This window comes from Sphingopyxis sp. MWB1 (assembly GCF_000763945.1).
In the GTDB taxonomy this organism is placed as follows: Bacteria; Pseudomonadota; Alphaproteobacteria; order Sphingomonadales; family Sphingomonadaceae; genus Sphingopyxis.
The window spans coordinates 172,225-194,345 of the sequence record NZ_JQFJ01000001.1; the positions used below are offsets into that span (position 1 = coordinate 172,225).

20 protein-coding genes and 1 tRNA gene are annotated in these 22,121 nt (G+C 61.6%); 13 read left to right on the plus strand and 8 right to left on the minus strand.

What is annotated here, in order from left to right; translation table 11 throughout:
- Positions 1–31 precede the first annotated feature (31 nt).
- Positions 32–445: a holin family protein gene (locus tag JV18_RS0100695; protein ID WP_033072969.1), complete on the minus strand. Its 414-nt coding sequence runs from the start codon at positions 443–445 to the stop codon at positions 32–34.
- 61 nt (positions 446–506) lie between these two features.
- Positions 507–1,076 (minus strand): glycoside hydrolase family 108 protein, encoded by a 570-nt coding sequence (locus JV18_RS0100700; RefSeq protein WP_052071648.1) that lies wholly within the window; start codon positions 1,074–1,076, stop codon positions 507–509.
- Positions 1,077–1,146: 70 nt separating this feature from the next.
- On the opposite strand from JV18_RS0100700, the gene JV18_RS0100705 reads away from it, so the two are divergent.
- Positions 1,147–2,124: an NADPH:quinone oxidoreductase family protein gene (locus tag JV18_RS0100705; protein ID WP_033072970.1), complete on the plus strand. Its 978-nt coding sequence runs from the start codon at positions 1,147–1,149 to the stop codon at positions 2,122–2,124.
- A gap of 35 nt (positions 2,125–2,159) precedes the next feature.
- On the opposite strand, the gene JV18_RS0100710 is transcribed toward JV18_RS0100705, so the two are convergent.
- Both JV18_RS0100710 and JV18_RS0100715 read right to left on the minus strand, forming a co-directional pair.
- Positions 2,160–2,918 (minus strand): SDR family oxidoreductase, encoded by a 759-nt coding sequence (locus tag JV18_RS0100710; RefSeq protein ID WP_033072971.1) that lies wholly within the window; start codon positions 2,916–2,918, stop codon positions 2,160–2,162.
- A 90-nt stretch (positions 2,919–3,008) separates the two neighbouring features.
- Positions 3,009–3,782: a TSUP family transporter gene (locus tag JV18_RS0100715; protein ID WP_033072972.1), complete on the minus strand. Its 774-nt coding sequence runs from the start codon at positions 3,780–3,782 to the stop codon at positions 3,009–3,011.
- Positions 3,783–3,973: 191 nt separating this feature from the next.
- Here JV18_RS0100715 and JV18_RS0100720 point away from each other — a divergent pair, with 191 nt between their 5' ends.
- From JV18_RS0100720 to arsC, 4 genes are read left to right on the plus strand one after another with little or no spacing between them, the layout of a single operon-like run.
- The gene (locus JV18_RS0100720; protein ID WP_081944631.1) at positions 3,974–4,447 is read left to right on the plus strand and encodes an ArsI/CadI family heavy metal resistance metalloenzyme; all 474 of its coding nucleotides are present in this window, start codon (positions 3,974–3,976) and stop codon (positions 4,445–4,447) included.
- Positions 4,447–4,797, plus strand: coding sequence for an ArsR/SmtB family transcription factor (locus JV18_RS0100725; RefSeq protein ID WP_033073026.1), 351 nt, complete (start codon positions 4,447–4,449; stop codon positions 4,795–4,797). Before JV18_RS0100720 ends, JV18_RS0100725 begins: the two co-directional genes overlap by 1 nt.
- Complete coding sequence (gene arsB / locus JV18_RS0100730) at positions 4,794–5,867, plus strand: ACR3 family arsenite efflux transporter (RefSeq protein WP_052071649.1); 1,074 nt, start codon at positions 4,794–4,796, stop codon at positions 5,865–5,867. The genes JV18_RS0100725 and arsB overlap by 4 nt, the downstream gene beginning before the upstream one ends.
- Positions 5,864–6,286, plus strand: a complete 423-nt coding sequence (gene arsC / locus JV18_RS0100735) for an arsenate reductase (glutaredoxin) (protein ID WP_033072973.1) — start codon at positions 5,864–5,866, stop codon at positions 6,284–6,286. Before arsB ends, arsC begins: the two co-directional genes overlap by 4 nt.
- A 41-nt stretch (positions 6,287–6,327) precedes the next feature.
- On the opposite strand, the gene JV18_RS0100740 is transcribed toward arsC, so the two are convergent.
- Positions 6,328–6,404 (minus strand) — tRNA-Pro (locus tag JV18_RS0100740).
- 292 nt (positions 6,405–6,696) lie between these two features.
- On the opposite strand from JV18_RS0100740, the gene yajC reads away from it, so the two are divergent.
- The 3 genes from yajC (at position 6,697) to secF (ending at position 9,697) form a co-directional block, all read left to right on the plus strand.
- Positions 6,697–7,026 (plus strand): preprotein translocase subunit YajC, encoded by a 330-nt coding sequence (gene yajC / locus JV18_RS0100745; protein ID WP_052071650.1) that lies wholly within the window; start codon positions 6,697–6,699, stop codon positions 7,024–7,026.
- A 61-nt stretch (positions 7,027–7,087) separates the two neighbouring features.
- Positions 7,088–8,701, plus strand: coding sequence for a protein translocase subunit SecD (secD, locus tag JV18_RS0100750; RefSeq protein WP_033072974.1), 1,614 nt, complete (start codon positions 7,088–7,090; stop codon positions 8,699–8,701).
- Between the two features lie 15 nt (positions 8,702–8,716).
- Complete coding sequence (gene secF / locus JV18_RS0100755) at positions 8,717–9,697, plus strand: protein translocase subunit SecF (RefSeq protein ID WP_033072975.1); 981 nt, start codon at positions 8,717–8,719, stop codon at positions 9,695–9,697.
- Positions 9,698–9,717: 20 nt separating this feature from the next.
- Here secF and JV18_RS0100760 read toward each other — a convergent pair whose 3' ends face one another.
- Together JV18_RS0100760 and JV18_RS0100765 are read right to left on the minus strand one after the other, a co-directional pair.
- Entirely contained in the window at positions 9,718–10,890 is a 1,173-nt protein-coding gene (locus tag JV18_RS0100760) for a glycosyltransferase (protein ID WP_033072976.1), read from the minus strand.
- A 49-nt stretch (positions 10,891–10,939) separates the two neighbouring features.
- On the minus strand, positions 10,940–11,500 hold the full coding sequence (locus JV18_RS0100765; protein ID WP_033072977.1) for a helix-turn-helix domain-containing protein: 561 nt from the start codon (positions 11,498–11,500) through the stop codon (positions 10,940–10,942).
- A gap of 92 nt (positions 11,501–11,592) precedes the next feature.
- Between JV18_RS0100765 and JV18_RS0100770 the strand changes: the two genes are divergently transcribed.
- A complete protein-coding gene (locus tag JV18_RS0100770; protein ID WP_443027752.1) occupies positions 11,593–12,075 on the plus strand; it encodes a DUF6456 domain-containing protein in 483 nt (160 codons plus the stop codon).
- Positions 12,076–12,241: 166 nt separating this feature from the next.
- Here the strand turns inward: JV18_RS0100770 and JV18_RS0100775 are convergent, their stop codons facing one another.
- A complete protein-coding gene (locus JV18_RS0100775; RefSeq protein WP_033072978.1) occupies positions 12,242–14,026 on the minus strand; it encodes an ABC-F family ATP-binding cassette domain-containing protein in 1,785 nt (594 codons plus the stop codon).
- Between the two features lie 138 nt (positions 14,027–14,164).
- On the opposite strand from JV18_RS0100775, the gene JV18_RS0100780 reads away from it, so the two are divergent.
- From JV18_RS0100780 to JV18_RS14785, 4 genes are all read left to right on the plus strand, one after another.
- Positions 14,165–14,911 carry an SIMPL domain-containing protein gene (locus JV18_RS0100780; RefSeq protein ID WP_033073030.1) on the plus strand — a complete coding sequence of 249 codons (747 nt, stop codon included), beginning with the start codon at positions 14,165–14,167 and terminating at the stop codon, positions 14,909–14,911.
- A gap of 484 nt (positions 14,912–15,395) precedes the next feature.
- Positions 15,396–17,543, plus strand: a complete 2,148-nt coding sequence (locus JV18_RS0100785; protein WP_235302699.1) for a type I secretion system permease/ATPase — start codon at positions 15,396–15,398, stop codon at positions 17,541–17,543.
- A 26-nt stretch (positions 17,544–17,569) separates the two neighbouring features.
- Positions 17,570–18,934 carry an HlyD family type I secretion periplasmic adaptor subunit gene (locus JV18_RS0100790; protein WP_235302701.1) on the plus strand — a complete coding sequence of 455 codons (1,365 nt, stop codon included), beginning with the start codon at positions 17,570–17,572 and terminating at the stop codon, positions 18,932–18,934.
- 642 nt (positions 18,935–19,576) lie between these two features.
- Positions 19,577–21,946 carry a calcium-binding protein gene (locus tag JV18_RS14785; protein ID WP_144243830.1) on the plus strand — a complete coding sequence of 790 codons (2,370 nt, stop codon included), beginning with the start codon at positions 19,577–19,579 and terminating at the stop codon, positions 21,944–21,946.
- Positions 21,947–22,121 lie beyond the last annotated feature (175 nt).

Consider the following 22,121-nt stretch of genomic DNA (forward strand, 5'->3'; position numbering starts at 1 on the left):
GCAATGACGTTTGTGACAAAGCCTTTAACTTCTATCCGCCTGCGCCTTTTGCTTTTCCCCAGGCGCGTGCGGCGGTGTAGCCGAGATAGCCGGTGCCGAAGAGCGCGTAGAGGGGTTCGGGGATGCCCGAAAGATAGGCGTTCATCCCCTCGGCAATGGCGCGCGCCATATCGGGGCGCGCGGCGGCGATCAGGCCCATGGGGATGGCCCAGAGCAAAAGCGCATACATGACATAGAGGAAGCTGGGGCGTGCGCGGCTGGTCCACGGATCCTGGCTGTCCGCTTCGGCGATGATCGCGCTCATGCGGGTGCGGATTGTTTCCATTTCCTGGCTGCTTTCCAGTTTCAGCAATTCGAGCTTGGCACGGTCGCGCGCTTCGGGGTCGGGAATGATCTTGTCGATCAGCCGGGCGATGGGGCCGATCAGCCCGTCGATGATGCTCATAACTGGCCTCCTTTTGCGTCAAAGTTCAGTAAAGTTCAGCCCAATGGCGGGCGCAAATGCGTCAATCATCGGCGAGGCGGTTCGCGAGCCAGCCGTAGAGAAAGGCTTCCTGACTGGGGCGCCGTTCGGCGAGCGCGATATAGCGTTCGCCCTGAAGCGCCTCCATCGCGCGCAGCAGCACCGTTTCGCCGCGCCGACCGCGCACGCGCAGAAAGGCATCGAGCGCCGACAGCGTGCGCGGGCCAATATGACGGTCGAGCGCAATATCGGGATAATCGCGCGCCGCGCGATTGAGCGCGTTGAGCGCGCGCTGCAAAAAGCCGGTGGCCGTCGCGGTGCCCATGTTGACGCCGGTGTCGAACAATTCGGCGGCGATGCGCGGCGCGCGTGCCCCCACCTGATCGAAAGCGGGGCGCAGCCAATAGACGCGGCGATAAATATCAGCGGCGACGCTGCGCGGCAGTTTCTGCATCGGTCCGTCATAACCCTGCGCGCGGGCGACGGCCTGGGTGATGCCCCAGCAAGTGGGGCCGCCGCGGTCGGCTGGATGGTTTACATATCCGCCCTCGCGGTCGATGACGGCATCGATCAGGGCGTCAGCCTCGCGGATCGGGGAGAGGGGTGGCGACATAAGATCTCCTTTGGTTCGTGATAGAGATCAGAATGAACCATATTGGATCAATGTAGGAAAGGAGAGACGGGTGCGGGCGTTGCAAGTGCGGGAATTGGCGGGTGATTATCGGGGTGTATCCCTTGCGGAAGTCCCCATGCCCGCGCCGGGGCCGGGCGAAGTGCGCCTGCGCGTGCGCGCCGCGGCGGTGAATTTTCCCGATTTGTTGATGACCAGAGGGGAATATCAGCTCAAGCCGCCGCTTCCTTTCACCCTGGGGATGGAATTCTCAGGCGAGGTGGAAGCGGTTGGCGACGGGGTGAGCAACTGGCGCGTTGGCGATGCGGTGGTGGGCGGCAATCGTTACGGGGCGATGGCCGAATATATTGTCGTGCCCGCAGCCGTGCTGCGCGCCAAGCCTGCCGCGCTCGACTGGGATGCGGCAGCGGCTTATCCGGTCGCCTATCTGACCGCCTATGTCGCGCTGGTGCGCTGCGGCCAGTTGCAGGCGGGGGAGGCTTTGCTCGTTCACGGTGCGGCGGGCGGCGTCGGGCTGGCGACGGTCGATCTGGGGCAGGCGCTGGGCGCGCGGGTTGTTGCCGTGGCGAGCAGCGCGGAGAAGCGCGAAGCCATCGCCGCACTGCACCAGCCCGAGGCCGTGATTGGCGGGGCGCCGGGCTTTCGCGACGAGGTGAAGGCGCTGACCGGCGGGGCGGGAGCCGATGTGATCTTTGATCCGGTGGGGGGCGATGCGTTCGACGAATCGGTGCGCTGTATCGCCTTTGGCGGGCGCTTGCTGGTCGTGGGCTTTGCATCGGGCCGCATTCCGGAGATTTCGGCCAATATGCCGCTGATCAAGGGATTTTCGGTGATCGGCGTGCGCGCGGGCGAATATGGAAGGCGCTTTCCGGCGCGCGGCGCGGAAAATGTCGCGGCGGTCGACGGGCTGATCGCCGAGGGGCGGCTGCGCCCGCATGTCCATGCGGCGATGGATCTGGCAGACTGGCGCGACGCCTTTGCGATGATCGAACGGCGTGAGGTGGTGGGCAAGCTGGTGCTGCGGCCGTGATGGCGCGGGGCCTGTGGCGCCCGCGCCGCGGCCGCTCAGACCAGCCGTACCGAAATTCCGCCGTCGGCGAGCATCGCGGTTCCGGTGACAAAGCTTGACTGGCCGGAGAGCAGGAACAGCGCGACCTCGGCGATCTCGGCCGCGCTGGCCATGCGCTTCATCGGGTGGAGGTCCGCGACAAAGGCGAGCAGGTCGGCGTCGCCTTCGCCGCCCATCGGGGTGACCGTCCCACCGGGAAGCAGGGCATTCACGCGAATTCCCGCTGCGGCGTGGTCTGAGGCCAGCGACTTGACCAGCCCGACCAGCCCCGCCTTTGATGCGGCATAGGCGCCCATCCCTGCCAGTCCGCCGTTGCTGACCCCTACGAAGGAGGAGGTGAAGACGATCGAGCCGCTACCGCGTTCGAGCATCGCGGGAATTTGCGCCTTGGCCGCGAAAAAGGCGCTGGTCAGATTGGTTGCGATGACCTGATCCCAGTTCGCGATCGACATATCGGGGACGGCCAGCATATCGCCGACGATGCCCGCATTGTTGAAGGCGCCGTCCAGGCCGCCAAATTCGGTGCGGGCGAGATCGACGAGCGCGTCGGCATAGCCATATTCGGATACGTCTCCCGCCAGGATGATAGCGTTCGCGCCCGCGTTTCGGGCAGCCTGCGCCGTGCTTTCCAGTTCCGCCGCGCGGCGGGCGCCGAGGACGAGATTGGCGCCGGCCTTTCCGAAAAGCTGTGCGGCGGCGGCGCCGATGCCGCTGCTGGCGCCGGTGATGATGATGGTTTTGCCTTGAAGATCCATTGCCTGCTCCATTGTGTAGGGAAGCTGCGGCTAGGAGAGGGGCGCGCGATTGGCGTCCCGTAAATTGCGGCCAAACAGAGGTATTGCGGCCTAGAACAGCGACCAGATCGGGTTGGTAGGGTCGCTCAGCAATTTTATCGTCAGCGCGGCCGACATCAGCACGAGCACCGGGCGCACACCGCGTCCGCCATAGCGGATCGCCAGCCGCGCGCCGAGCTGGTTGCCCGCGACATTGGCAGCGGCCATCGCAAAGCCGAGCAGCCAGAGAACATGGCCGCCGAGCGCCATCGCGGCCAGCCCCGCGATATTGGTGGTGAGGTTGAGGAGCTTTGCATTGCCGATGGCGCGCACCAGCCCCAGCCCGCCGAGCGCGACCAGGGCGAGGGTGAAGAAGGAGCCGGTGCCGGGGCCGAAAAAGCCGTCGTAAAAGCCGATGGCGAAGGTGGTCAGGGTCAATCCGGCCTGACCGACGCGCGCCTGCCGGTCGACATCGCTCATCGACGGGGCGAGAAGGAAATAGAGCCCCATGGCGATGAGCAGCACCGGAACGAAGGCGGCCAGAAAGTCCGATGCGACGAACTGAACCGCGGTCGCGCCGAGCGCCGAGCCGACAAAAGTCGCGGCGACCGGCCAGGCGAAGCGCGCGAGATCGACATGGCCGCTGCGCCAGAAGGTATAGCAGGCGGAGGAGGTGCCGATCATGCTTTGCAGCTTGTTCGTCGCCAGCGCGGCGACGGGCGGAACGCCTGCCGCCATCAGCGCAGGGATGGTGAGCAACCCGCCCCCGCCCGCGAGCGCGTCGATGGTGCCCGCGATAAAGGCGATGGCCATCAGCAAGGCAATGGTTTCGGCGGCAAATTCCATGCGCGCCTTTAGCCCCGAAGCGCGGGCGGTGGCCAGTGGTTTTGGATGGGGGAGGCGGGCTTTTCAAACCCAGCGGGCTTTCGCCGGGGTGCGGCTCCCTTTGCCGGGAAGCGCGGGCAAAGGGTGAAGCTAGCTTGCCACTTCAATGATTCGATGATAGTCGAACTATCGAATCATTTGGAGAATGCATCATGAAGCGTTTGCACATGCATATCAGCGTGGCCGAACTGGAGCCTGCCATTGCCTTTTATTCGCGGCTTTTCGACGCGCCGCCCAGCGTGACCAAGGGCGATTATGCCAAATGGATGCTCGACGACCCGCGCGTCAATCTGGCCATTTCGGCGCGGGCCCGTGCGACGGGGATCGACCATGTCGGCATTCAGGTGGAGAGCAGCGAGGAGCTGGCGGCGCTCGCTGCGCGGTTGAAGGCGGCGGGCGATGTGACCTTCGATCAGGAAGCGACGACTTGTTGCTATGCCAAATCGGACAAGAGCTGGGTCACCGATCCCGCAGGGGTGCGCTGGGAAAGCTTTCATACGCTGGGCGAGGCGACCGTTTATGGCGAGGATGAGCAGCTTCCCGTAGCGATGATGGACGGGGACGGGGACGGGGACGGGGCGGAAGGCGCGGGCGCCTGCTGTCCGCCCAAGGCGGCGTGCTGCTGATGCTGCTTCCCGATGCTGTCGAGGCGCTGTCGGCGCTGGCGCAGGGGCACCGCCTCGCGGTTTTCCGCCTGCTCGTCCGGGCGGGCGGGGACGGCCTGCCCGCCGGGGATATTGCGCGCGAAATTGGCGTGCGTCCCAATACATTGTCGACCCATCTGACCATTCTGTCGCATGCGGGATTGGTTCACTCGCGCCGCGAGGGGCGCCAGATCATCTATGCCGCCGATTATGAAGCGATGAGCGGATTGCTCACCTTTCTGGTCGCCGATTGTTGTGGAGGGCGCGCCGAAATCTGCGCCCCCCTCGCCGAAATGGCGCAAAATTGCTGTGAAAAGGAGCGTAAGGCGTGACGCTGTTTGAACGTTATCTGACCTTGTGGGTCGCCCTGTGCATCGTCGTCGGGATTGCCGCGGGGCATTGGCTGCCCGCCATTTTTGCCGCCATTGGCGCGGCGGAAATTGCCAAGGTCAATCTGCCGGTCGCGCTGCTGGTCTGGCTGATGATCATTCCCATGCTGCTCAAGATCGATTTTGCCGCGCTGGGCAAGGTGGGGCGGCATTGGCGCGGAATTGGCGTGACGCTGTTCGTCAATTGGGCGGTGAAGCCCTTTTCCATGGCGCTGCTCGGGGCGATTTTCATCGGCTGGCTGTTCGCGCCATGGCTGCCGGCGGACCAGATATCCTCCTATATCGCCGGGCTGATCCTGCTGGCGGCGGCGCCGTGCACGGCGATGGTCTTTGTGTGGTCGAACCTGTGCGAGGGCGAGCCGAGCTATACGCTGAGCCAGGTGGCGCTCAACGATGTGCTGATGCTGTTCCTGTTTGCGCCGCTGGTTGCGCTGCTCTTGGGTGTGGCGGCGATCATTGTGCCGTGGGACACGCTGATGCTGTCGGTGCTGCTTTATATTGTCGTGCCGGTGGTGCTGGCGCAGATGATTCGGCGCATGATGCTGGCGCGTGGCGGGGAGGTGGCGCTCGGCCGCCTGCTGGCGCGGCTGTCGCCCCTGTCACTCGCCGCCTTGCTTGCGACCCTGGTGCTGCTTTTCGGCTTTCAGGGCGAGCAGATTGTCGCGCAGCCGCTGATTATCGCGCTGCTGGCGGTGCCGATATTGATCCAGGTCTATTTCAACGCCGGGCTCGCCTATCTGCTCAATCGCGCGGTGGGGGAGGCGCATTGCGTCGCCGGACCATCGGCACTGATCGGCGCGAGCAATTTCTTTGAACTGGCGGTCGCGGCGGCGATCAGCCTGTTTGGCCTGCAATCAGGTGCGGCGCTGGCGACGGTGGTGGGCGTGTTGATCGAGGTGCCCGTGATGCTGTCGGTCGTCGCGATCGTTAACCGGTCCAAGGGCTGGTATGAACGCGGACGCGCGGTGGCGGCGCGGCAGGGCGCGGGCGCCGAAGGGGAGGCAAGGCTGTGAGCGATTTTCCTGTCACCATCTATCACAACCCCGATTGCGGGACATCGCGCAACGCGCTGGCGATGATCGAGGCCGCGGGATATGCGCCCGAGGTGATTGAGTATCGCCGCGCGGGGTGGACCGCCGAGCAGCTGGAGCAGCTGTGCGCGGCAATGGGCGTGCGCCCGCGCGCCTTGCTGCGCGAAAAGGGGACACCCGCAGCGGAGCTGGGCCTGGTGGATGAGGACGTGTCCGACGCGGCGATGATCGCCGCGATGGTCGCGCATCCTATTTTGGTGAATCGCCCGATCGTCGTGACGCCCAAGGGGGTGAAGCTATGTCGCCCGTCCGAACAGGTGCTGGAATTGCTTGAGCGGGCCCCGGCACAGTTTCAAAAGGAAGATGGCGAGATTATCCTGCCTTTTCCGGGCGGCCAATAAGCGCGGCGCGCAAGGGGTGTTGGAATAAGGCTTTGGAAAATTGGTCGGGACGAGAGGATTCGAACCTCCGACCCCCACACCCCCAGTGTGATGCGCTACCAGGCTGCGCTACGTCCCGACCGGCCCTGTTGGGCAGGCGAGGCCCCTAGCGCGGCTTGCGATGCGATGCAAGGCCATCCTCGCGCAAAGATGCGATAAGGCGCCGCCGGGGTCGCCAAAGCGGCGGACGCACGCCCTTCGCCCTTGACCGGCGCGCGATCATCGCCATTTTGGGCGCGCCTGGACGGGAGTGGGCCGCGATCAGCCATTGGTTGCGCGTCCTTTCGCTGCGTGATAGGCGCCGCGCCATATCTGTGCAGCCTGTCCGGTGAGGGGTGGGCCGCATATGCTGAACGGAAAGTCATACATTCATGTCGATGCAATTGCTTCTGACCCAGGCGGCCGGATCGGGGGGCGGGGCAGCCGGTTTCCTGATGCTGGTGCCCTATCTGCTGATCTTTGTCGTATTCTGGTTCTTCCTAATTCGCCCGCAGCAGGTGCGGATGAAGGAGCATAAGGCCAAGATTGCGGCGGTGAAGCCGCGCGATCAGGTCGTGACCGGCGGCGGGATCGTCGGCAAGGTCACGCGGGTCGACGATGATTTCGCCGATGTCGAAATTGCGCAGGGCGTGAAGATCAAGGTTGTGAAGGCAACCCTGTCGGACGTTCTGCAGCCCGGCGGCAAGCCCGCCAACGATTGACGGCGCACCGGGCCGCCCGATCGGCGGCGCGGTTCCCCCTAAAGGCAAGCGGAAACCATCCATGCTCGATTTTCCTCGCTGGAAAACCATCGGTATCAGCATCATATTGCTGCTGGGCGTCCTTTTTTCCATTCCCAGCTTCCTGCCCGAAAAGCAGTTTGAAAGCCTGCCCGGCTTTGCCCAGGCGAAGGTCAATCTGGGGCTTGACCTGGCGGGCGGCAGCCATTTGTTGCTGGAAGCGGATCTTGCCGATCTGGAAAAGACGCAGCTTGCGAATATGGAGAAGACCGTCCGTGCAGCCATGCGCGGGGACCGGGGGCCGGAAGATGATATCGCCATTGGCGAGCTGACCAATGCCAATGGCCGGATCAGCTTCCTTGTGCGCAACGGAGCGCAACTGGATGCCGCGCGCGAGCGGCTGTTCAGCGTGACGCAGGGCGCGGGACTGACCGGGCAGCGCGACTGGGACGTCGATGTTGTCGATACCACCCGCATCGTGCTGACCCCGACGAGCGCGGGGCGCACGCAGGCGGTGGCCAATGCCATGGATACGGCGCGCGACATTATCGACCGCCGCGTCAATGCGCTGGGCACGCGTGAGCCGACGATCATTCGCGAAGGCGATGACCGTATCGTCGTGCAGGTGCCGGGCTTGCAGGACCCCGCGGCGCTGAAAGAATTGATCGGCAAGACCGCGCGGCTGGAATTTCGCATGGTCGATGCCAATGCGGACCCCAATGAAGCGCTGGCGGGCCGCGTTCCGGTGGGCAGCGAGATTGTCCCTTATGCCGAAGGCGAAGGCAATGGCGCGGCTTTTGAGGTGCTGCGCCGTCAGGTGATGATCAGCGGCGACCAGCTGCTCGACGCGCAACAGAGTTTTGACCCGCAATCGAACCAGCCGGTGGTGAGCATCCGTTTCGATTCGGCGGGATCGAGCACCTTCGCGCGCGTCACCGCGCAAAATGTGAACAAGCGTTTTGCGATGGTGCTCGACGGTAAAGTGTTGTCGGCGCCGTCGATCAATGAACCGATTTTAGGCGGAAGTGCGCAGATTTCGGGCAGTTTCACCGTGGCGAGTGCCAATAGCCTGGCCATTTCGCTGCGCTCTGGCGCGCTTCCGGTGAAAATGGAAGTGGTCGAGGAGCGCACCGTGACTCCCGAATTGGGGGCCGATTCGATCCGCCGCGGCGCGATTGCCGGGATCATCGGCACCGTTGCGGTGCTGGCCTTCATGATCGCCGTTTATGGGCGCTTCGGCATTTATGCGAATATCGCGCTGCTGTTCAACATCGGCCTGATCATCGCTATCATGGCGGCGTTCAACGCCACGCTGACACTGCCGGGGATTGCAGGTTTCGTACTGACCATCGGTGCGGCGGTCGACGCCAATGTGCTGATCAACGAGCGTATTCGTGAGGAATTGAAACGCGGGCGCCGGGTGTTCCAGGCGGTCGAGCTGGGCTATTCCGAAGCCAGCCGCGCGATTTTCGATGCGAATATCACCAATGTCATCGCCGCGGCGCTGATGTTCTGGTTCGGCTCTGGCCCCATCAAGGGCTTTGCCGTGGTGCTGACCATCGGCATCGTCACCAGCGTCTTTACCGCCGTGACCGTCACGCGCCTTTTTGCCGCCCGCTGGCTGCACAAGACGCGGCCGACCACGCTGAATATTTAAAGAGGGATCGATCCCATGCGTTTGCTGAAACTCGTCCCCGAAGACACGAATATCCAGTTTCTGAGATGGCGCCATGTGGCGATGGCGATCAGCATATTGATGATCATCGCCTCCATCGCGCTGGTCGCGACGCGCGGGCTGAATCTGGGCGTCGATTTTGTCGGTGGCCAGTCGGTTCGGGTCGAATTTACCGGCCAGATGCCGAAAATCGACGAGATTCGCGAAAAGGTCGGCGCGATCGGCCTGGGCGAAGCGACAATCCAGCAATTTGGTTCGGATCAGGCGGTGTCGATCCGCACGGCGCTTCCCGAAGGGGACAAGACGGCGGCGGACCGTGCCGGACAACAGCTTGTAGCCGGCATTCAAAAGGCGTTTCCGACCGCAAAGACCGGATCGGTCGAGACGGTGTCGGGCAAGGTTTCGGGCGAATTGCTGCGCACCGGCGCGCTCAGCCTGCTGCTCGCGATGGTAGCCATCTCCATCTATATCTGGATCCGCTTTGAATGGCAGTTTGGCGTGGGGGCCTTGTTCGGTCTGTTCCACGACGTGGCGCTGACCTTCGGCTTTTTTGCGCTGACGCAGATGCAGTTCGACCTCAATATCGTCGCCGCCTTGCTGACGATCATCGGCTATTCGCTGAACGATACGATTGTGGTGTTCGACCGTATCCGCGAGAATCTGAAGAAATATCGCAAGATGGAAATCATTCCGCTGCTCGATCTCAGCATCAATGAGACGCTGGCGCGCACGGTGATGACCAGCTTTACAATGTTGATCGCGCTCGCCGTTCTCCTGTGGGTGGGGCCCGATGTGATCTTCGGCTTCACTGCGGCGATGCTGCTCGGCATTGTTATCGGTACCTATTCATCCATCTATATGTCGGCGCCGATCCTCGTCTGGCTGAAGGTCGGCCCCGACAGCTTCATCCCGCGCACCACTGCGGCGACCGAGGGTGCCGAGCGGGTTACGCGCGACGATGACGGTGCGGTGGTCTGACGTTTGACGTCTGATGCGCGTCAGCGCCGCGCGCAGCGGCGCAGATGTGCGGCGAGTTCGCGCCCGTTCCGGTCCCAGTCGAAGCGGCCTTCGAGGCTCGCTGCCACCCTTTGAGGGGAGGGCGGCGCGGCATGAAGCGCGCGCACGGCATCGGCAATGGCGGCGGGGGTGCGTTCGGAAAGAATGCGCCCGGCGTCGGGAGCGGTCACCAGTTCGGCGGCGCCCCCCGCATCGCTGATGACGATGGGCGTGCCGCAGGCGAGCGCTTCGACCCAGGCGTTGGCGAGGCCTTCGCTGACCGACGGCATGACGACGATATTGGCGGCGCGGTAGAGGGCGGGAAGATCAGCATTGGCGACCGGACCCAGAAAATGCACGCGCTCGGCAACACCCAGCCGGGCCGCAAGCGCGCGGTAGCGGCTTTCCTCCTCGCCTGACCCGGCGAGCCAGTAATGAAATTCGGGTAGCATCGGCAGCGCCTCGATCACGAGCGCCTGTCCCTTGCGCGGGATGAGCGCGCCGACGGTCAGAAGCGCGGGAGCGTCGCCAAGGCCTCGGGCGCGCCGGGCTTCGCTCCGGTCGCCGGGGCAAAAGCGGCTGCGGTCGATACCGGTATAGTGGACGGTGATTTTAGCGGGATCGATGCCGATGGCGGCCATGTCGCGGCGCATGGCGTCGGACACGGCGAGCAGGCCTGCGGCTCCATCGGCGGCGCGGCGCAATTGGGGCGCGCTGGCCGGCGCGTGGCCGAAATGGCTGATGTCGGCGCCGCGCGCCTTGACCGAATAGGGCAGGCCGAGCGCCGCGCCCACGCGCATGGCGGCGGGGCCGTCGGGGTAGAAAAATTGCGCGTCGACGACGTCAAATTCCCGGTTTCCGATCGCGCGGCGCACGGCGCGGGCGATGAGCGCGGGGTTGATGCGCGTGCCGACACGCGGGAGCAAAGGGAAGCGGGGACGCAGGACTTTAAGGCCATTCCAGCTTTCGCGATGCGGGAGCGAACGGAGCGCGCGGTAACGCGGGTGAAGCGACAGCGGAAAGGGCGGCAGGCCGATCGGCGCGACGATGAGAAGCTCGACCCCGGGCTGCTGTGCGAGGACGCGCAGGCTGCGCTCGACGAACAGGCCGAAATTGGGCCGCGCCGCGTCGGGAAAAAGCGTTGCGATGGACAGGATGCGAAGCGGGGCGGTCATGGCGTTCCTTGAAAGCCGGCCCGATAGCGCAGCGGGCGCTGAGATTATGTTAAAGCGTGCGGATCAACCGGGTGGCGACTGCGGCCCAGGGCGGATTGCTGACGACCTGTTGCCGCTGACCGGCGCCGAGCGGGAGCAGGTGCAGCTTCTCGCCATCGACATTGAGCAGGCGCGCAAAGATGAAGCGCCCGGCGGGGCGCGGGACGAGCAGGTCGCGGTTGAGCGCGCCCGACCAGTCGCCCTCGATCCGGCGGCACCAGATTTCATCGCCCGCGCGATAATCGCCGATCGAGGAGGTGACGCGCACCGCCAGCATACCCTCGGTTGGGCGCGCGGTGAGGGCTTCTTCGACCCTGGTGGAGGCGTGCGCGCCGTCGGCGCCGAGATGCGCGGTGATTTTAAGCTGCGTGTCCTGCGGCAGCCGCACCAGTTCGGATGCGTCCACGTCCAGCGCGGCGGCGATACGGTTCATCCAGTCCAGCGACAGAGTGCGGGTGCCGGTTTCCAGCCGCCCGATGGTCTGGGCCGTGGTGGCGGGCGAGCAGCGCTGCGCCACCTCTTCGAGGGTGAGGCCCTTGGCGCGGCGCACGGTGCGGATGCTGTTGATCATGGCGGTCCCTTGGATAACCAATTTGGTTTCTTCTTTCCTATAAAATTTGCCGCTGTCAAGCGGGGGTGGAGTTGCGCGAAAGAGGAGACGCCATGATCGCCCGCAAGCTGGAGAGCCGAATTCATCCCGACGATCTGATCGAACCCGGCAAGGCGGGGCCGCAGCTGATGCGGCATGTGCGGGTCAATGTCGCTGAAAGCCCGCTCGGCTGGCTTGCGGCACGCGGATATCTGACCGAGGCGCAATATCGCGCGGGCGAGCGGCTGCGCGCCGATTATGAGCGGGCGGGGCTGGCAGCGCGGGTGACGATGCGCTGGGATGCCGCGCCGCCCGCGCGGGTGCGGGGTGGGGCGCGCGCCGCCGATGCCTCGCTGGCGCGTATCGACGCGCATCGCCGCTTTCATGCCGCGCTGGAGGCGGCGGGGCCGGGGCTGGCCGACATATGCTGGCGCGTGATTTGCGGCGGGGAGGCGATGGCGGGGGCGGAAAAGGCGCTGGGCTGGCCCGCGCGGTCGGGGCGGGTGGTGTTGACACTGGCGCTCGACCGGCTGGTGCGATTCTACGGGACGGGGTGAAGGGGCGCGGGGGCTATGGCCTGCCTTGGTATCCCGGCCTGATCGGGAATCCATTACCGGGCCGTCGTCGTGGATCCCGGATCAAGTCCGGGATGACGAGAAGGGGGAAGGGATGACGAAGGGGAAGGGATGACGAAGGGGGAGGGGCAGGAAGCGGGTTGGCTTCCTAACCCAGATTTTCCACCTCTTCGGCCAGTTCCAGCCAGCGATCTTCGGCTGCCGCTTTTTCCGCGCGCAGGGTTTCGAGTGTTTCGGTCAGCGCGGTGAATTTCGCATGGTCGCGGGTGAAGAGGCTGCCGTCCGACAATTCCCCCTCGATGCGCGTCATGTCCGCTTCAATTTCCTCGATCCGGCCGGGAAGCAGATCATAGTCGCGCTGATCCTTGTAGCTGAGCTTCTTGCGCTGTTGCGGCGGCGGCGCGGGGGTGGGGGCGGCGCTGCTCGTCGATTTGCTTTTGGCGGGCGCGGGCCTGCTGCGCTTTGCTTCCCAATCGGCATAGCCGCCCGCGACGATATCGACCTTGCCCGACCCGTCGAGGCCGAGCGTGACGGTGACGGTGCGGTCGAGAAAGTCGCGATCGTGGCTGACGAGCAGCACCGTGCCCTGATAATCGGCGATCACTTCCTGGAGCAGATCGAGCGTTTCGAGGTCGAGGTCATTGGTCGGCTCGTCAAGGACGAGCAGATTGGATTCGCGGGCAAATTCGCGCGCGAGAAGCAGGCGGGAGCGCTCGCCGCCTGACAGCGCGCTGACGCTGGCCTCGGCCACCGAGGGTTCGAAGAGAAATTCCTTCAAATAGCCCTGAATATGTTTTTTGACCCCGCGCACCTCGATCCAGTCGCCGCCGTCGGCGAGGACGTCGCGCACGCGCTTGTCGGGCGAAAGCAGGCTGCGCTGCTGATCGATGACGATGCCGTCGAGCGTGGGGGCGAGGGTGACCTCGCCGCTGTCGGGCTGAATTTCACCGGTCAGCAGCTTGAGCAGGGTCGATTTGCCCGCGCCATTGGCGCCGACAATGCCGATGCGGTCGCCGCGCTGGATGCGAAAAGTGAAGTTGCGGATGATCGGGCGGTCGCCAAAGCTTTTAGAAATATCGTCGGCGACGATCACCGATTTGGAGCGCACATCATCATTGGCAAGGCCCAGCTTGGCGACGCCGGGGCCCCCGATCATGGAGGCGCGGGTGGCGCGCATTTCCATCAGCTTTTCCAGCCGCCCCTGGTTGCGCTTGCGCCGCGCCGTCACGCCGCGTTCGAGCCAATGCGCCTCCAGCTTCAGCTTCGCGTCGAGCTTTTCGGCGGCGCGGGCTTCTTCGGCGAACACCGCCTCCATCCACGCGTCGAAGCCGCCAAAGCCGATTTCCTTGCGCCGGATGCTGCCCCGGTCGAGCCAGAGTGTCTGGCGTGTGAGCCGGGTGAGAAAGGTCCGGTCGTGGCTGATCGCGACAAAGGCGCCGCCGAAACGCGACAGCCAGTTTTCAAGCCAGTCGATGGCGGCAAGGTCGAGATGGTTGGTCGGCTCGTCAAGCAGCAGGACATCGGGATTTTGCGCGAGCGCGCGGGCGATGGCGGCGCGGCGACGCTCACCCCCCGATGCGCTGGCAGCTTCGCGCGACATGTCGATGCCAAGCTGGTCGGCGATGGCGGCGACTTCAAATTCCTGGGGGGGGTGGTCGCCGCCAATGGCATAGTCCATCAAGGTGGCGTAGCCGGTGAAATCGGGTTCCTGTTCCAGGAGCACGACATGGGTGCCGGGGACGATGGTGCGCTTTCCCTTGTCGGGGTCGATTCGATCGGCAAGCAATTTGAGCAGAGTCGTTTTGCCCGCGCCGTTGCGGCCGATCAGCGCGAGCCGGTCGCGCGCGCCAATATAGATGTCGAGGTCCTGAAACAGCCATCCGCTGCCCTGGACAAGGCCGAGGCCTTCATATGATAAAATCGGTGCTGCCATGATGAACGGTTCGCTAGCGAGACGTTCAGCCGGGCGCAAGCGCGGCGCGGGCAAGGCAGGAACGCGTCCGATCCGTCTGCGTTACGGGAACAGACAGGCCAATGGGCCGGACGCCCGGATCAACAGGAGGGTTTTTTGATGAAAAAGCGTATATTTAGCGCAGTAGCCGCCAGCGCGGCGCTGATCGCGGCGACACCCGCCGTAGCGCAGCAGGGAGGAGCGAATGTGACGGTAGCAGCGAGCCAGGGACCGATTTTGAGCTTCAGCGTCAGCGAGGAAGTGCGCGCGCGTCCCGATCAGGCGACAATTGGCGCGGGCGTCCAGACGAACGCCCCCACGGCGGTCGAGGCGATGCGCGCCAATGCCGCCGCCATGGAGAAGCTGGTCGCCGCCGTCAAAAAACAGGGCATCAAGCCCGAGGATATCCAGACAAGCGGCATCAGCCTGTCGCCGCAATATGACTATAATAATCGCAGCGACGGCCAGCCGCCGCGCTTCATCGGTTATCAGGTGACGAACAGCGTGCGTGCGACGACCGGCAAGGTCGATGGCGTGGGACCGCTGATGGATGCGCTGGTCGCAGCCGGCGGAACCAATATCGAAGGGCCGTGGTTCGCGATGAAGGACCCCGACGCGATGCTGGTCGGCGCGCGCGGCGCGGCGATCAAGGCCGCCGAAGCCAAGGCGGCGGATTATGCGCGGCTGGCCGGATATCGCGGCGCCGAACTGGTTTCCTTGAGCGAAGGCGGTTTTTCGGGACCGCAGCCGCCCATGCCCTATGCCCGCGGAATGGCGGCGATGGACGCGAAGGTTTCGACTCCGGTCGAACCAGGACAGGTCGGCAACACGCTGACGCTGAATTTTCAATATCGTCTGGTGCGGTAACAAGGGCCAGGCAACAAGGCGTCGCCCCCGCCTTCGCGGGCACACCGATGTTATAACTCGCTGGAAACATCCATCTGAGTTTTTTCCATTGTCAGAATATTTGGTACAAGTCGGGGTGTGGATTAGCCGAGCACGGGTCTCGTCTGGAGGTCGATATCAAGCGGCAACGTCGATTAAGACGGAGACAGGGCTGGTGATCAAGGTGTGAACCTTGCGAGCCGGTCCTCGTCCAGATTTTCACAACGCGTATGTTATATGAATGGCAGCGCACCCCCTGTTGCCAATTTATTCGTCCCATCCGGTCGCAACAGGCGTTAGGTTCAATTTGAATATATTTCCTCCTAGACAGCGCCAGCATGTTGTGTAACTTTGAAATTGTTCGCGCAGTGTAGCCAGATATCCGCATTCTCGCGGGCAATTGGGTTCGTGGACTACTTAGATGGCATCTTCGATGCTAAGTGGATGGCGCGCGTGGGGATTAGTCTTGACCAAAGGGGCGCAAGCCAAATTTGCAGGCAACTCTGAGTCGGGCTTGGTGGCGCTGGCCACGGTCCTGGCAATCCACAAAATTGCTGTCGATCCAGACCAGCTACGGCATGAGTTGGGGCATGAGCGGCCATTGATAGCCGATGACATTCTCCGGTTAGCAAAGCGGCAACAAGGTGTGCGGGCTAAGGCCGTGCAAGTTACATTTGATAAGCTGAGCAGATTGCCTCTGCCTGTCGTCGCCGGTGGGCCGAGCGGTTGGTTCGTGATCGGCCGTGTTACCGTTTCTGAAGCCTTAATCCAACGTCCTGGCCAGCCCGTTGAGAAAGTGCAGCAATGCGCTCTGGCAGGCATTTGGTCCGGCGAAGTGATCTTGCTGACGACGCGAGAAGCCGCCGGGGGCTTAGCAGGCCGCTTCGACTTCACATGGTTCATCCCCCAAATTGTGCGCTACCGACGGCTGTTCGGTGAAGTGCTTTTGATTACCTTGGCCTTGAACCTCTTAGGGCTTGCAGCGCCCCTGTTCTTCCAGAACGTCATTGATAAGGTACTTGTCCACAACACTCTTGCGACACTCCAAGTCCTTGCAATCGGATTCGTGATTGTTTCCGCTTGGGAAGTCATATTCGGATGGCTGCGCACGCGGCTATTCTCCGAAACAAGTCAAAAGCTGGATGTCGAGCTTGGCGCCAAGTTGTTTCGCCACATGATGGGACTACCGCTATCCTACTTCGAAGGTCGCCGAGTCGGCGACACGGTAACGCGGGTGCGTCAGCTCGAATCCATCCGTGAATTCCTGACGAACGCATCGCTCTCCGTGTTAGTCGATCCTGCTTTCACGGTCGTCTTCCTCGTTGCGATGTGGATATACTCGCCGACCCTGTTCTGGATTGTGGCAGCAACGATCCCTGCCTATATCGTTGTTTCGCTTCTCGTCACTGGCCCTTTGCGCCGCCGGCTCGACGAGAAATTCGAACGAGGTTCCGCGAACAACGCCCTGCTCGTCGAGAGCGTATCAGGTATGCAGACGGTGAAGGCGGCTGCGGTCGAGCCGCAGTGGCAGGATCGCTGGGAACGGCAACTGGCGGGCTATAGCGCCGCTAATCAGCGCGTCATCAATCTTGGCAACGTGGGCGGCCAGGCCGTCCAGCTCATCTCCAAGCTCAGCCTTGCCGCCATCCTATTCTTCGGCGCGCGTGAAGTGATCGTAGGAACACTGACAGTGGGCGGGTTGGTTGCCTTCAATATGTTCGCACAAAGGGTGTCCGGGCCGGTAATCCGGATGGCGCAGCTTTGGCAGGATTTCCAGCAGGTCCGGTTGTCGATAGATCGACTCGGGGACGTCCTGAACACGCCCGTCGAACCCGGCGCTGGCTCGAAAGTGGCTTTGCCAGCGCTGAAAGGTGCTGTGCGGTTTTCAGGGGTGAGGTTCCGCTATGCGCCGGACGGGCCGTGGACATTGGATGAAATCGATTTCGAATTACCTGCAGGCAGAACACTAGGCATTGCCGGATCGTCAGGATCGGGTAAGTCTACCCTGACCAAGATGCTGCAACGGCTTTATACACCGGCATCGGGTCGCATTTATATCGACGGGGTCGATATCGCCCAGGTCGATCCGGCATGGCTGCGTCGGCAGATCGGAGTCGTGTTGCAGGAAAATCTTCTGTTCAACCGATCCGTCCGAGAAAATATCGCTTTGGCAAACCCAGCGATGCCTCTTGATCGCGTGATGGCCGCAGCCAAACTCGCGGGAGCTCACGAGTTTGTCCTTTCGATGCCTCACGGTTACGATACCCTCATCGAGGAACGCGGTGTCAACCTCTCGGGAGGGCAGCGCCAGCGGTTGGCGATCGCCAGGGCACTCGTGACGCAGCCTCGCATTCTGATACTCGATGAGGCGACATCTGCCCTTGATGCGGAAAGCGAAGAAATCATCCAAGGCAATCTCAAAGCGATGGCACAGGGACGCACCGTCTTAATCATCGCGCATCGTTTATCGGCAATCCGACAGTGCGATCGGATAATGACATTGGAGAAGGGCCGCATTGTCGAAGTGGGGAGCCACGATGAGTTACTGCGGCAGAATGGTCGGTATGCCAGTCTCCATCGGCGGCAGACCGGTAGCCGGAATTTAAGCACATGACGGGCCTCGCGCACCATTGGAGTATAATGCGTTCCGCCGTGGCTGCGGACAAAGCGAGGTCGAAGAGCCTCCTTCGCACAGAAGAGGTAACGTTTCTTCCGGCGGCGCTCGAGATCGTTGAACGGCCCGTATCACCTACAGCCCGTGCGACCGCCTGGATCATGCTGGCCGGTCTCGCCCTTGCAATCGGTTGGCTGACCTTCGGAAAGGTAGACGTCGTCGCTTCCGCTAGCGGACGCCTCATCCCGGTTGACCACGTCAAGGTCATTCAACCCGCGGAAGCCGGAGTAGTTCGCAATATCCTGGTGAGAGACGGGGAACGGGTTCGCAAAGGCGAAACGTTGATCGAACTGGACCCCACCATGTCTTCTGCAGAAGCGGTGCAGGCTGAACGCGCGCTGGAAGTGGCTCAACTCGACGCAGCACGCGCTCGCGCAATCATCTCCGCCCTAGACGGTAACGGCGTCGCCTTCGTAGCGCCGCCCGGAACGGCGTTTGAGACTGCGCGCAGCCAAGAGGCGTTGGCACGCGCTCAGTTTGAGGACATCAGAGCAACCACTGTCCGGCATCGAGCAGAGTGGCAGGCGGCTGTGGCGGCACGCGGTGAGGCTGACGTGGAAGTAGCCAAGCTCGCCGAGACCATGCCGCTACTGGACGAGCAGATCGCGGCGAATGAAGCGCTTTTGCAGAAGGGCTTTGTCTCAAAACTAAAAGTAATCGAGATGCGCCGCCAGCGCCTGGCTACCGGTCGCGATTATGAAATTGCACTCCAAACATCGAGCAAAGCGTCGGCTCAGATTCATGTTGCGCAGGGTGCAATCATGCAGTCCGAAGCGGAGGCTAGATCACGCATACTGACCGACCTAACAAGGGCGGAGGCGGAAGCAACGCTGCGACGCGAAGAACTGAGGAAGGCTCGTCAGCGATCGAGCTTGCAACGTCTGGTAAGCCCAGTTGACGGCACGATTGCCCAACTTACGGTCCATACCATTGGCGGTGTACTGGAAGCGGCCAAACCTATCATGGTGGTGGTGCCGAGCGACGGTAAACTGGTCGCAGAGGTCAAGGTCTTGAACAAGGATGCGGGCTTCGTTCGCATAGGCCAGCCCGTCGCATTGAAGCTCGAAGCGTTTCCGTTCACCAGGCACGGCACCCTCCCAGGTAAAATCCAGAGCATCGGCTCCGATTCCGTGGCCGATGAAAAGCTCGGCTTGGTCTATGTTGCGCGCGTGACCTTGGAGCAAACATTTATAGACCGCGATGGGGTGAGGTCTACTCTTACACCGGGCATGAGCGTAACCGCAGACATCAGGACTGGCCTCCGGTCGATCCTGAGCTATCTGATCAGTCCACTTGAAAAGGCTCGCCTTGAAGCGGGACGCGAACGGTGACGCTCAGCGAAATGCTCTCTGACCGCAATTATTGCCGAAGCTTCATGGCGCGCTATCCTTCGTTCGGGCCACGGAAGCCGCCCAATTATTCCAATCGGCATCACCCTCCACGCGGTCCAAACATTTTTGCCACAAGCTCTGTACGCTGCCTGGATCGGCTCTCATGGCCGCAATCACTGCGGCGCTCTCTGCCAATCTTTCCTTTGGAAGTTTTGAGTAATACCAAGAGCGTAGAGCACGCATGGCTTGGCGATCAAGTTTGCTGGATGACTCACCCAAATTTATCTCAATTGTGTGGGCAGCTATCGCGCAATGAAGATCGTCCCGGCTATCGAGCTCACTCGCAGTGGCTTGAGCGCATCCTGCCAGCAACAGGGATAAAGCCACGGTTCTTGCAACTAAGGACATCTTTTTGCTCCAGACGGCGAGGATGCAAACTCAAGCATACGGGTTAGGGATATGCTCTATTCATCAATAATTAAAAAAATGTTAAAACTGTAAAATTCAAATTAATTGCCGTATATATACCTATTAATATGAATATAATTGAGTTTGAAGCATATTTTTATTAAAATACAGTTTTATTTTTCATTTATATGATGAATATATTATGATCAGAATAGCGATGTCGCTCTTACATATTTGAAATTATGGGAGATTATTATGACCTGCCCGAGTGATGGATCGAACTTGGCTGACACTGTGAAGGGACTTGTTCGGTCCCTGGAAAACTATCCGGGCATGGGCGGTTTCATAGGCAAAGGCCTTTCGGCCAATATGGACGGCACGCCGTTCCGGCCTGGAATGGGGGACTTTGCGAGCGCTGTAGGAATAAGCAGCCTACCGCATGCCGCTGTGGGTCAGGCATATGTGAATGCTGGCAGAAAAGTCGCTGGTACTGCCATTGCGCAATACCCGCAGGTCGCTAGCATTCAGAGCGCAGCCGAGAATGCTAGGCAACAAGCCCGAGATTATCGGGACAACGTTGATCGCAACCCAAATGGTGGGCCTGGACAGTGCGACGATCCGAACGATCCGAACGATCCGAATGATCCGAACGATCCGAATGATCCGAACAACCCAAATCCAAACCCCAACGATCCCAATCGGCCGCCACTTCCGGGAGATCCGCGATATCCCGGCTCCACGCCGCCTTGGGCCCCAAATCCTGGTCGCCCGGCAGGTGGCCCCCCTGGATCCCGCCCCCCTATTCCGATCGATCCGATTGTCATCGACCTCGACGGCAACGGTGTTGAGCTGACTTCCGCGTCCGAGTCGGAAGCCTTTTTCGATTTCGAAGGAGATGGATATCGCGAGAGGACGGGATGGGTCCGTGGAAACGACGGTCTCCTCGTCTTCGACCGCAACAGCAATGGCATCATCGATGACGGCAGCGAGCTATTCGGTGGCCAGAACGTCGATGGCTTCGATGCACTAGGCCTTCTCGACACTAACGGTGATGGACGGATTGACGCGGCCGACGCCGAGTTCGCTTCGCTGAAGGTCTGGCGGGATTTGAACGGTGATGGACTGACCGACGCCGATGAGCTTGTAACTTTGCAGGAGGTCGGAATCACATCGTTGGATCTTAACACTGTTGCGGTCGGTCAGACGAGAGCTGGAAACTATGTCGCTAGATCAGGCGCTGTTAATTTCGCGGACGGGCACTCGACAACTGCGGAGAGCGTATATTTTTCAGTGAACGCCCAGCAGACGGTCTACGTTCCGCCCGAAGGCTTTGAGTATGTAGAAACTGCACTCTGGCTTCCCAATCTTAGAGGCTATGGCACCGTCAAGGATCTCGCAGTTGCAACATCCCTCGACAGCGCTCTTCGCGCCGATCTTGAAGCGTTGGTCCGTTCAAGCGACAACCTGTCCGCAGGGGCGCTACGGTCGCAGTTTACGGACTTGGTACAGCAATGGGTCAATCCCACCGGTTACGCTCCAGGCAGCCGGGGCAGCATCGTCGATTATGATAAACTTGCTATTCTGGAGGCATTTTGGGGCGAACCCTTCTGGGAGCAGGTCGTCACGTCCGGCGGAGCGCAAATCATCGACAGGCTTTTTGATGATTTGATCGATGGGATGTTCAGCCGTTTTGTTGTTCAAGCCAGCACCTCTTATTTCGCGCTGGAAATGATCGCCGGGAACGAACCCAACTTCTTCGAGCACTCGCTATCGGCTTTCGCGGTGTTTAGCTATGATCATGAAACCGATACGCTAGACGGACGCCTTGATCTCTTCCTAGGTCTGGCCACCGTTCTTCTTGATGGGAGCGAAAGCGAGCAACATGCTGCTCTAGAACGGCTAATTGACTTTAGTCCTTATCTCAGCAAAGCTCTGTTTGACGGACAGGCCGATTATTTTCAGCGCTACCTCGCTGGTATGATCAATGACGAGACGAACGCCAGCAGCCTGTCGTCAGGTGACATCTACTCGCTCATCATGCGCGACGCCATTTTTGGCGATCAAGGCGACAACGTAATCAGCGCAGCTACAAGCAATAAAGGGAATGCGCTCTTCGGTTATGAGGGTCATGATATCCTTCAGGGACGTAGCGGAGCAGATATCCTCGTGGGCGGAACTGGCGACGACATCCTTTCGGGTAACGGCGGCGATGACATATACGTGTATGATCTTGGCGACGGCAACGATACAATCCAAGATTACAACGGCAACGGAGGTTGGGGTGGAGACGACGCCATTCATCTTGGAGATGGCATCCTGCCAAGCGAAGTGATTGTTTCTCAGGCGAACGGCGGCCGTGATCTGGTGCTAACCTTCATCGACGGCGGTTCGATCACGATCAAGGAAACGATGGTCAACGGCGACAACCGCGTGGAACGGGTCGTTTTTGCCGACGGTACGACTTGGAATCATGCCGAGTTGGTCAGCCGATCCGTCGCTGCGAACAGCGGCAACGACGTGCTGTACGGCAGCTACGACAGCGAGACGATCGCTGGGGGTGCGGGCAACGACACGATCTATGGTCGTTCTCTTATACACATCTGACGCGGCCGCCGAAGGCTTAGGGGGCGATCTGGGGGGTGAGCGCACGAAAAGAAAAGCGATGACGGGGCTATTACGGACGCTATCATCACGGGGGAAAGCGGCAATGGCGACGCGGGAGACAAACGAGCCAATAATGCTTGTTGGGCACGCCCCGCCAGCCGCGCGACGTGTTCCG

What these genes read in the sequence shown, in the direction of transcription:
- JV18_RS0100765 (WP_033072977.1), bottom strand. Translation starts at nt 11,500, where the DNA reads ATGATCAACAGCATCCGCACCGTGCGCCGCGCCAAGGGCCTCACCCTC.
- yajC (WP_052071650.1), top strand. Translation starts at nt 6,697, where the DNA reads ATGTCGATGCAATTGCTTCTGACCCAGGCGGCCGGATCGGGGGGCGGG.
- JV18_RS0100715 (WP_033072972.1), bottom strand. Translation starts at nt 3,782, where the DNA reads ATGGAATTTGCCGCCGAAACCATTGCCTTGCTGATGGCCATCGCCTTT.
- JV18_RS0100695 (WP_033072969.1), bottom strand. Translation starts at nt 445, where the DNA reads ATGAGCATCATCGACGGGCTGATCGGCCCCATCGCCCGGCTGATCGAC.
- JV18_RS0100725 (WP_033073026.1), top strand. Translation starts at nt 4,447, where the DNA reads ATGCTGCTTCCCGATGCTGTCGAGGCGCTGTCGGCGCTGGCGCAGGGG.
- JV18_RS0100720 (WP_081944631.1), top strand. Translation starts at nt 3,974, where the DNA reads ATGAAGCGTTTGCACATGCATATCAGCGTGGCCGAACTGGAGCCTGCC.
- JV18_RS0100770 (WP_443027752.1), top strand. Translation starts at nt 11,593, where the DNA reads ATGATCGCCCGCAAGCTGGAGAGCCGAATTCATCCCGACGATCTGATC.
- JV18_RS0100700 (WP_052071648.1), bottom strand. Translation starts at nt 1,076, where the DNA reads ATGTCGCCACCCCTCTCCCCGATCCGCGAGGCTGACGCCCTGATCGAT.
- JV18_RS0100760 (WP_033072976.1), bottom strand. Translation starts at nt 10,890, where the DNA reads ATGACCGCCCCGCTTCGCATCCTGTCCATCGCAACGCTTTTTCCCGAC.
- JV18_RS0100775 (WP_033072978.1), bottom strand. Translation starts at nt 14,026, where the DNA reads ATGGCAGCACCGATTTTATCATATGAAGGCCTCGGCCTTGTCCAGGGC.
- JV18_RS0100790 (WP_235302701.1), top strand. Translation starts at nt 17,570, where the DNA reads ATGCGTTCCGCCGTGGCTGCGGACAAAGCGAGGTCGAAGAGCCTCCTT.
- secD (WP_033072974.1), top strand. Translation starts at nt 7,088, where the DNA reads ATGCTCGATTTTCCTCGCTGGAAAACCATCGGTATCAGCATCATATTG.
- JV18_RS0100780 (WP_033073030.1), top strand. Translation starts at nt 14,165, where the DNA reads ATGAAAAAGCGTATATTTAGCGCAGTAGCCGCCAGCGCGGCGCTGATC.
- JV18_RS0100710 (WP_033072971.1), bottom strand. Translation starts at nt 2,918, where the DNA reads ATGGATCTTCAAGGCAAAACCATCATCATCACCGGCGCCAGCAGCGGC.
- secF (WP_033072975.1), top strand. Translation starts at nt 8,717, where the DNA reads ATGCGTTTGCTGAAACTCGTCCCCGAAGACACGAATATCCAGTTTCTG.